The following is an 8,860-nucleotide window of genomic DNA, read 5'->3' as shown; positions in this document are numbered from 1 at the left end:
TGCCTGTAAAAAATGGCGACCACTATCCACCAAACTGATGCAACGTAACATCCCAAGACGAATAAAGCCAATATCGTTTAGTCCTGGGCATGCTCGCTTCCACAAAGGGTAACGTTCTGCTGATACGGCATTGTCCATGCTCTTATTGCAGTGATCAAAAATAAAGGCATTCAGTGTCTGGGATTCGTACATGAGAGTTTCCGATTATAAGGTTTATAAAACGGAAATTTATAAAAAAATGTTTTTCGTAATTGCAAGCTTTATTTTAGGTTTTTTGTTGTTTTTCCATGTGCTTATCCTGCGAAGAATTTTTAGGATTGATTAAAAATCTGGGAGTAGGACAAGATAATCGCATACCGCCTCTAAAATAAGGCATACTCTCTAAGTTTCTTAGCTATTGTTGCTTTCAATGGAAACACTGATGATAAAGGACGTTTTTTACGCCAATTGCTGGCAATCACAAACGCCCCCGGAGAGGGACAATATTGCTGCAACAATTCCTGAACACGAAGTAAAGGATCAGCTGGACAATTTAAAGCACGTTTATTCTGCAAATAGCGTTCCGTCGCCTCGGCAAACAGCACTTCTCCTTGATCATCCACAATAGCCAGAGCGGGATCATGATAGGTAACTGAAAGGCCGATATAATATTTTTTCACTACTTACCCCGGAAGTACAGAATATACTGCTGACTCTGATAATAGCATAATCAGGTTTCTGAGTTCATCATTGAAAGCAATCACTCTAGGGCGACACATATTAATCAATGAGCTACAAGGCTTACTTTTGCCCTGAATAACGCTGTATAGAAGGTGTGAAGCTAATGCTCTGACTTATCCGGGTTTAGGGAAATTTGGGGGAGTGTAACCCCAAAATTCCTTATATATATTTATATGTAACGCCACTCAGCCTATTTCGATATCGTAAGTTATGATTTGTCGTAGGACAAAGCATGTGTGCCCACCAGGCTCACAGATAATAAAAATAATGGGCACACATCCATCTCTCCTACAAGTAACTTATGTCATTGTTTTAAATGGAAATTACGTTGAATCACTATTTAATTTGAACTTATAATACGAAATTTATAAGGTGTATTATAGTGATCAGGTACTGGTTTTTCAGGGAAACCAGCAACTTTTTCATCTTCATAGGTATTGAATTGCTCTAATTTTAAGAAATAATTTCCAGGTTGATATGTTCCCATATTTAGATTAATTAAAGCGCCATCGGTTTCTGCCGTTGCAGCGGCCAAAGTCAGGATGGAATGGTCTTCATGCCATAGCTCCATATTCATTCTAAAATTACTGGGCGTTTGTAATAATTCAAATGTAAGATTACTCTCTTTATCTAAAGTGATTTGATACCAGTCATCTGTTCTTTCTGCACCACTATAAAGATAATTAGTATTATCGACATACCCAGCCAGGACATACGCTTCTATAGTGTCGTCTAGGCTTATTTTAGACGCAGTTCCTACTGTGTTATTTGGCTCATAGCAATCTACATTAGAAGTAAATGACCATGTTAACGTGTAGTTAAGAGGATAAGTTTTTGCACCAAAAAATCTATTCACTTCAACCTTATATGATTGACTTGCTGCAGCTTCAAAAAGAACGGTATGGGTTTGAGGGTGGTCTGTACCGCTAGAACTGCCAGCAAGTATTGTAGAACCATCTTCTGGCGCATTTGCACCCATAATTATTAGCCCGGGTGTTGCATCAGGATCATAAAACGTTACTGAGACAGTCATGTAACCTCCACCTGCATCACTGGGAGAGGTAATTGTATATAAATCTTTATCATCACCATCTTGCAGAGAGTTATCTATCGTTTCCCCTACCGTGGTGGGGCTATAACACGCTAAGTTATTGGGATTTACATCAAATTCGAGAAGTTCAAATAAATTTGTTCCCTTAAGTTGATCTAAATTAGCCCAAAAAGTTGTGCCACTGGTATCGCCTTCAATAGCAACAGAAGGGATATGTAACCTACCTGTTGAAGGACTATAGATAGCAGTACATGATTCAGCATTGATAAAAGAACTCGTCAATAAAGATGAAATTGCAACTATACTGGTTAAAATGTTTTTTTTATTTTCTCTTCCCCACTGAAGTTTCCCAATTATTGAGTAGCTGAAATACACAATGCTGGTGTATCGAGGTTTATTTTAGGTGGTTTTGCCATGTTTATAGCAAACCCCTACTTAATTCCCCTTAGGCAATAGCATTTGAAACGAATGAAAAGACTATTTTTTTCATATAGTTGTAGCATAGAAGCATAGTTTCAATTTTACCATAAATAATTATTGGGAAACTTCAGTTCCCCATTCATTGTATATATAAATAATAAACATTGTCATAAAAGCGTCATATAAAATAGGTTAAAATGAGCAGAATGAATGCAAACCTAAATAAAATATGAGCCAATTTACAATTTTAGTCGTTGAAGATGAGCAAGCTATCCGCAGCATGCTGGTTATGGTTCTACAACAGTATGATTTTAACGTACTGGAAGCTGCCGACGTTATGCAGGCACAAACCATACTGGATGAAACCCTTCCTGACCTAATCTTATTGGACTGGATGCTCCCGCGCATTACTGGAGATGAATGGACGCGACGCCTGAAATCTAATGCAAGTTATCGTGATTTGCCGGTTATCCTGGTAACCGCTAAAGGGGAAGAAGCCGATAAAATACGGGGCCTGGACATAGGCGCTGATGATTACGTCACGAAACCTTTCTCTCCAAAAGAACTGGTTGCTAGAATAAAAGCCGTTCTACGCAGAAGTGGAAAAATCCACGACTTAACCCAAATTAAATTTCAGGATATTATCCTGGATACTGAACAGCATCGTGTCAGTATTGCTGATCAAGAAGTCGATGTAAGCCCTACCGAATTTCGCTTACTCAGCTTTTTTCTAACCCACCCGGATAAAGTTTACAACCGCACACAGTTGCTGGATCAGGTCTGGGGGCGTAGCGTCTATATAGAAGAAAGAACCGTCGATGTACATATACGCCGCTTGCGCAAAATTCTTGCTACTTATCAACGTGCAGAATGGCTACAGACTGTACGAGGATTTGGCTACCGATTTTCCGAGAAGAATAGTTAATGACCTTTTGGAATAAGGATTTATTACACCTCACAGTAACTATTATATTGGCAGCAATAGCCAGTGGTTTTATTGGGCACTTCTTATATTTACTGCTAATCATTTGCATCGCCTTTATTCTTCGTCAGGCATTTTTACTCAATCAATTAGAGCAATGGCTAAAATCTGGAGCAAAATCAAACTACCCAGCAAGTAATGGCCTTTGGGAAGAGATTTATTATCATATTTTTCGTCTGAAAAAAGCTAATAAAAAACGCAAAAAACAACTCAGCCGCATTATAGAACAGTTCCGTAAATCCACAGCCGCATTGCCCGATGCCGTCGTAGTGCTCGGTGAGAATGATGAAATATCGTGGTTTAATGATGCCGCAAAACAAATACTTAGCTTAAAAAAACGAGATTTAGGACAACGCATACCTAATTTAATCAGGTCCCCAGCCTTTATTGATTTTTTAGGCAAAAAAGAAGCTAATGCCATCTTAAGTATTAAAGCCCCAGCAAATGATAAAGTTACCTTACAAATAAAAATCGTAACCTATGATCAGGGCGCACATTTATTAGTTGCCCATGATGTTACATTTTTAAAAAATATCGAACGCATGCGCAAAGATTTTGTCGATAATATATCGCATGAACTACGCACACCTCTAACTGTATTAAAAGGCTATCTGGAAACGCTTGAAGATATGGATGATGATCACTCTCCCTTATTGACTCATTCACTACACCAAATGAACAATCAGACACTACGCATGCAACACTTAGTGGATGACCTACTTCTATTAGCTAACCTGGAAACCCAGAAAACTAAAAGTCATTGCGTAGAAATCAACCCGCTTTTAAAGCAAATTTGCCAGGAAAGTAGTGCCTTAGAACAATTAAATAGCCGTATTGAGCTATTTATTGATTCAGACATCAATATCCTTGGAAATGACCAGGAGTTACGTAGTGCATTTTCTAATTTAATCGTCAATGCACTCAAATATTCTCCCGAAGAATCTATTATTACCGTGCAATGGCACCAGGCAGGTCAATCCGTTATTCTGGATATAACCGATCTGGGAGAAGGTATCCCTGAACTTGAAATCCCTAAAATCACTGAACGATTTTACCGTTCTAATGCACAACGAGAGCATGAGCAACACGGTACAGGACTGGGGCTAGCAATTGTTAAGCATACGCTATCCCGGCACGATGCCGAGCTAAAAATAACCAGCGAACTAGGCAAAGGCAGCTGTTTTAGTTGTGTTTTCCCCAGAAAACGTTTTTGCTAACACTGAAGGGGATCTTATAAAAACATAGGCCTTGCTATATCAAACCGCCCCCTTAACCAAGGCGGGAGATTATGTTGAGTACTTTCACAGGACTCTTTAGTCTCCATCTTATAAAGGCGGACTAAAAACCCGCATCCAGTTAAACTCAAATTATTTCGCGCACATTCTTAAGCAACAAGATTCTTGTACTGAACTCACTAAATGCGAGGTATACTTAGACCCATTGTAATTTAATGCTGTGAATTTTTTATGCCTGTTGATATTTTAGCCGCCTTAATCCTCACTACCGTTATCCAGTCACTGTTTGGTGTTGGCATCCTGCTATTTGGCACGCCTCTACTGCTCTTGTTAGGCTATGATTTTAGCTATACACTCTCGGTATTATTGCCTATTTCAATAGCCATCAATATGCTGCAAGTTGTAAAGCATTACAATTACATCAATTTTGACCTGTATAAAAACATCCTGTTATACAGCATTCCTTTTATTGTTCTGTTCCTATTCATTATTACCAATATTAAAGTGAATATCGGTTTGCTGATTGGGGTATTTTTAATCTTTGTCGCGCTGAAAAACATATTTCCTCGTATAGAACAATCGCTAAGAACAATGATTAAATACGAAAGAATATACTTGATGATAATGGGGGTTGTTCATGGGATTACTAATTTAGGTGGTTCCTTGCTGACAGCATTAGTGCACGAGCAAGGACACTCTAAAAACATTACTCGGGTTACTATTGCTATTTGCTATGCGACTTTCGCAGTATTCCAGTTATTAACTTTATATGTGATCGGCTATGAAAGCGGGATGCCCTATACCGACAATATGCTATTACTGCAAATTTCGGTAATTGTATTTTTGTTCACTGAAGAATTCCTATACAGTCAAATAGATAATCAAAAATATACTCAGTTGTTCGCTATCTTTCTAGCGGTTTCTGGAGTGTTATTAATATTAAAATCTGTCAGTTCTTAACTTTGATATAAATCACCTAATCCTACAATAATAAAAATAGAGGAACCCTTATGAATGATTATTTGAAACGCATTACCAATTACTTTCTTATTGGTGTTCTTGCATTTATTCCCATCGTTGTCATCTTGCAGATTGTCTTATTTATGAGGGACATTATTTCCAGTACCTTTCAGCTTGTTTATGGTTACTGGGATAATTATTTAATAACCATTTCTATCTTTATTCTTAGTTTCTATTTATTTGTCTATGTTGGCTATCGTTTAAGTATAGTGGGGCGTTCATGGATTATTGCTTTAATCGACAATGTTATTAACCGCATTCCCTTATTAAACTCCATTTATCGCGTTATCAAAAAAGTCGTCAATTTATTTTCCGGACATGAGAAAAAAGAACCTCGTGAAGTTGTTTTTACTGAATATCCGAAAGATGACGTCTGGGTTCCAGCTTATGTCACCAATAAAGTAGACGACATGTATATTCTGTTTATTCCGACGTCACCCAACCCTACATCAGGTTTTACTGTGATCGTACATGAGTCTAAAATCATTAAATCAAAAATGAATATTGAAGAAGCAACCAGCTTTATTATTAGTGTCGGCGTAGACTTCAACCATATTGATAACTTACAAATCCTAAAACCTAAATAATATCGATTAAGTAGTATTTGTGAACACTCTTGAAACCATTAGTTTAAACAGTCTTGCCTTATCCTTAATACCTGCATTACTGGTTTTACTGATTTTTGCTCGCTGGTCATTAAATGTCATGCATTCGGTCTACGCATTAATCCGGATGCTGACTCAATTAGCCTTAGTCGGCTATGCCTTAACTTTTATCTTTGCCACACAAAATAGTGCCATCATCTTACTTATTTTGTGCATTATGTGTGTAGCATCAAGCTGGATTGCTCTAAGTACGGTTACCGAGCTGCGTTTAACACTCTATAAGTTTGCTTTCCTGGCGTCTGCTTTAGGTGGGGGCCTCACATTATTGCTAATTACACAGGGCACCCTACATTTAACACCATGGTATGCGCCACATTATATGGTACCTATTGCAGGGATGATTTTTGCCAACACCATGAACAGTGTTAGCCTGGCGGCAGAGAGATTACACGCAGAAATACAACACAAAGACACCTTTGTCCAGGCGCGAAATATTGCTTTCCAGGCCGCCATGATTCCAGTGATTAATTCTTTATTTGCTGTAGGCTTAGTGTCATTACCCGGCATGATGACCGGACAAATACTATCTGGAATATCACCCTTCATAGCAGCACGCTATCAAGTCATGGTAATGGCAATGATTTTTGGCTCTTCAGGCTTATCTACTGCACTCTACTTGAGTTTTGTTAAACCTTCTTATGCCAGACTATATCCATGAGCTTTAAAAGTGCCGTCTCATTTTCCAGTACCTCAGCCATTCAATTACAACTGCTAAAGCATCAGAGAATTCTGGCCATTATCTTATCCGCAAGCCCTCAGCAACTCCACGCGCATATTAAAGACTGCGTCATCAATAATAACAATTTACTGATTTATGTTAATTCAGCAGTCTGGGCATCACAGCTACGCTTCTATACATCCCAAATACAGCAGGCTGTGAATACACGGGGTAACGAAAGAATTAGCAAAACCCGGATCAGAGTTCTAAGTCCTGAGCCATTTAAGAAAGACGAGGAAGAAACAAAAGTAATCCCCTCTATTGAGACAGTAAACATGCTGCAAACAAATGCAGACTCACTTGCAGAAAGTAAATTAAAAGATGCTTTATTAGGTTTAAGTAAAACTTTACAAAAGCATAAACACTAATGTAGAGCGGAATTCAGTCCGCTATAAGACGCAAACTTACACACTAAAAAGACCGTGAAAAGCACTCTATTATTAGCCTCCCCCCTTGAGAAGGGGGGATTGAGGGGGGATCGTATAAAAACATAGTTCATTGATATTGCGTGATTAGTTTTAATATATCAAACCTCCCCTAACCCCTCCTTGAACTAAGGAGGGGGATTTTATTGAATACTTTCACAGTCTCTTTAGTCCGCTCTACTCACCCGCACGGCTTTCAGCTGAGCGCATAAAAGGGATCGGCGCATCATCATCATTTTCAAATGTCACCTTTTCCCATGCATCAGTATCAGCCATCAATGCTCTTAATAGCTGATTATTAAGACCATGCCCCGACTTATATCCCTGATACTCCCCAATTAAACTATGCCCTAACAAATATAAATCACCAATAGCATCCAGCATTTTGTGTTTTACAAATTCATCGGCATAACGTAAACCACCTTCATTTAGTATTTTGTCATCATCAATCACAATAGCATTATCTAAACTGCCACCTAAGGCCAGGTTGTTTTCTCTTAAAAATTCGATATCTTTCATAAAGCCAAATGTGCGCGCACGGCTGACTTCTCTAACAAAGGTAGTAGACGAAAAATCCATGCTTGCAGTTTTGACATTTTCATCAAATGCCGGGTGCTCGAAATCTATCGTAAAAGTTACTTTGAATCCATCCATAGGTAAAAAAGCTGCCCACTTATCACCATCCTCTACTTTAACTTCATGTTTTATTTTAATATATTGTTTAGGTGCATCTTGCTCCTTAACACCAGCAGATTGAATTAAAAACACAAAAGGTCCAGCACTGCCATCCATGATCGGAACTTCAGCAGCAGTAACATCAACCAGGGCATTATCAATACCCAGCCCCGCCATGGCAGAAAGTAAATGCTCAATAGTAGATATTTTTACATCACCTTTAACCAGCGTTGTAGACAGAGTTGTTTCACCAACATTATGAGGAATCGCATCAATCGTAACGGGCTCATCCAAATCAACTCGCCTAAATTTAATCCCCGTATTGATAGCGGCAGGGTGTAAAGTCAGGTAAATTTTATTGCCTGTATGCAGACCAACACCCGTTGCTCTGATCGTATTCTTTAATGTTCGTTGTTTAATCATTTACTGTACCTAAACTCAATCAGTCCGCCATAAAAAATTTGACATAGTATAGCACATCCGCGCTCACTCAAGCACAGCCAGCCATTTCAGATAGAGCCTTAACTGAACTACAGTTTCTAAGCTGCCTGTGCGGTAGTGAACAAAGTAAGAGCTCTAGTGGAGCATCCAGGTAATCACGCGGCGACTGTAATCTCGATTGGTACTAGCTTTTGAACACTCCAGCTGCTCCATAATTTGCTTAAGTGAGACTGGAATACGGCGGATACTGAGTACTTCATGTAAACGATATATCCTGTCAAAACGATCCACTATTTCCCCTAATTAAATTGCCCTTATCACAACTTTAGCAAAGACAGGAAATGCTTATCATCTTTTTTTGATTAAAAACCAGGGTTAACTTTTCTTACTGAAGTTTCCTAGTTTTTAAAGCATAAGCATATTAGTTAGTGCTTATTTTTAATAAATATTAGCATTCCCTAATAACGCTGCATTCCGTTTGCTAAAACCCTTGAATTTACTTAAAAAA

11 protein-coding genes are annotated in these 8,860 nt (G+C 38.5%); 6 read left to right on the top strand and 5 right to left on the bottom strand.

Annotation, left to right across the window (positions count from 1 at the left end; all coding sequences use genetic code 11):
- From CDZ78_RS21065 to CDZ78_RS04705, 3 genes are all read right to left on the bottom strand, one after another.
- Positions 1–192 (bottom strand): hypothetical protein (locus CDZ78_RS21065; protein ID WP_087869491.1); only part of this gene is annotated, 192 nt, incomplete at its 3' end.
- A 170-nt stretch (positions 193–362) separates the two neighbouring features.
- The gene (locus CDZ78_RS04710) at positions 363–659 is read right to left on the bottom strand and encodes a hypothetical protein (RefSeq protein WP_230990601.1); all 297 of its coding nucleotides are present in this window, start codon (positions 657–659) and stop codon (positions 363–365) included.
- A 401-nt stretch (positions 660–1,060) separates the two neighbouring features.
- The gene (locus CDZ78_RS04705; RefSeq protein WP_087868943.1) at positions 1,061–2,146 is read right to left on the bottom strand and encodes a hypothetical protein; all 1,086 of its coding nucleotides are present in this window, start codon (positions 2,144–2,146) and stop codon (positions 1,061–1,063) included.
- 274 nt (positions 2,147–2,420) lie between these two features.
- Between CDZ78_RS04705 and phoB the strand changes: the two genes are divergently transcribed.
- From phoB to CDZ78_RS04675, 6 genes are all read left to right on the top strand, one after another.
- Positions 2,421–3,116, top strand: coding sequence for a phosphate regulon transcriptional regulator PhoB (gene phoB / locus CDZ78_RS04700; protein ID WP_087868942.1), 696 nt, complete (start codon positions 2,421–2,423; stop codon positions 3,114–3,116).
- The gene (phoR, locus tag CDZ78_RS04695; protein WP_087868941.1) at positions 3,116–4,390 is read left to right on the top strand and encodes a phosphate regulon sensor histidine kinase PhoR; all 1,275 of its coding nucleotides are present in this window, start codon (positions 3,116–3,118) and stop codon (positions 4,388–4,390) included. The genes phoB and phoR overlap by 1 nt, the downstream gene beginning before the upstream one ends.
- Before the next feature lie 249 nt (positions 4,391–4,639).
- On the top strand, positions 4,640–5,368 hold the full coding sequence (locus tag CDZ78_RS04690; protein WP_087868940.1) for a TSUP family transporter: 729 nt from the start codon (positions 4,640–4,642) through the stop codon (positions 5,366–5,368).
- 50 nt (positions 5,369–5,418) lie between these two features.
- Positions 5,419–6,015, top strand: coding sequence for a DUF502 domain-containing protein (locus tag CDZ78_RS04685; protein ID WP_087868939.1), 597 nt, complete (start codon positions 5,419–5,421; stop codon positions 6,013–6,015).
- A gap of 19 nt (positions 6,016–6,034) precedes the next feature.
- Entirely contained in the window at positions 6,035–6,751 is a 717-nt protein-coding gene (locus CDZ78_RS04680; protein WP_087868938.1) for an ABC transporter permease, read from the top strand.
- Positions 6,748–7,179, top strand: coding sequence for a DciA family protein (locus tag CDZ78_RS04675; protein WP_087868937.1), 432 nt, complete (start codon positions 6,748–6,750; stop codon positions 7,177–7,179). The genes CDZ78_RS04680 and CDZ78_RS04675 overlap by 4 nt, the downstream gene beginning before the upstream one ends.
- A 234-nt stretch (positions 7,180–7,413) precedes the next feature.
- Here the strand turns inward: CDZ78_RS04675 and lpxC are convergent, their stop codons facing one another.
- Both lpxC and CDZ78_RS21720 read right to left on the bottom strand, forming a co-directional pair.
- Complete coding sequence (lpxC, locus tag CDZ78_RS04670; protein ID WP_087868936.1) at positions 7,414–8,334, bottom strand: UDP-3-O-acyl-N-acetylglucosamine deacetylase; 921 nt, start codon at positions 8,332–8,334, stop codon at positions 7,414–7,416.
- Between the two features lie 153 nt (positions 8,335–8,487).
- On the bottom strand, positions 8,488–8,643 hold the full coding sequence (locus CDZ78_RS21720; RefSeq protein WP_167374179.1) for a hypothetical protein: 156 nt from the start codon (positions 8,641–8,643) through the stop codon (positions 8,488–8,490).
- Positions 8,644–8,860 lie beyond the last annotated feature (217 nt).

Source organism: Bathymodiolus platifrons methanotrophic gill symbiont (genome assembly GCF_002189065.1).
GTDB lineage: Bacteria > Pseudomonadota > Gammaproteobacteria > Methylococcales > Methylomonadaceae > Methyloprofundus.
Note: the sequence above shows the minus strand (reverse complement) of the source record. Positions and strands in the feature narration are given on the sequence as shown.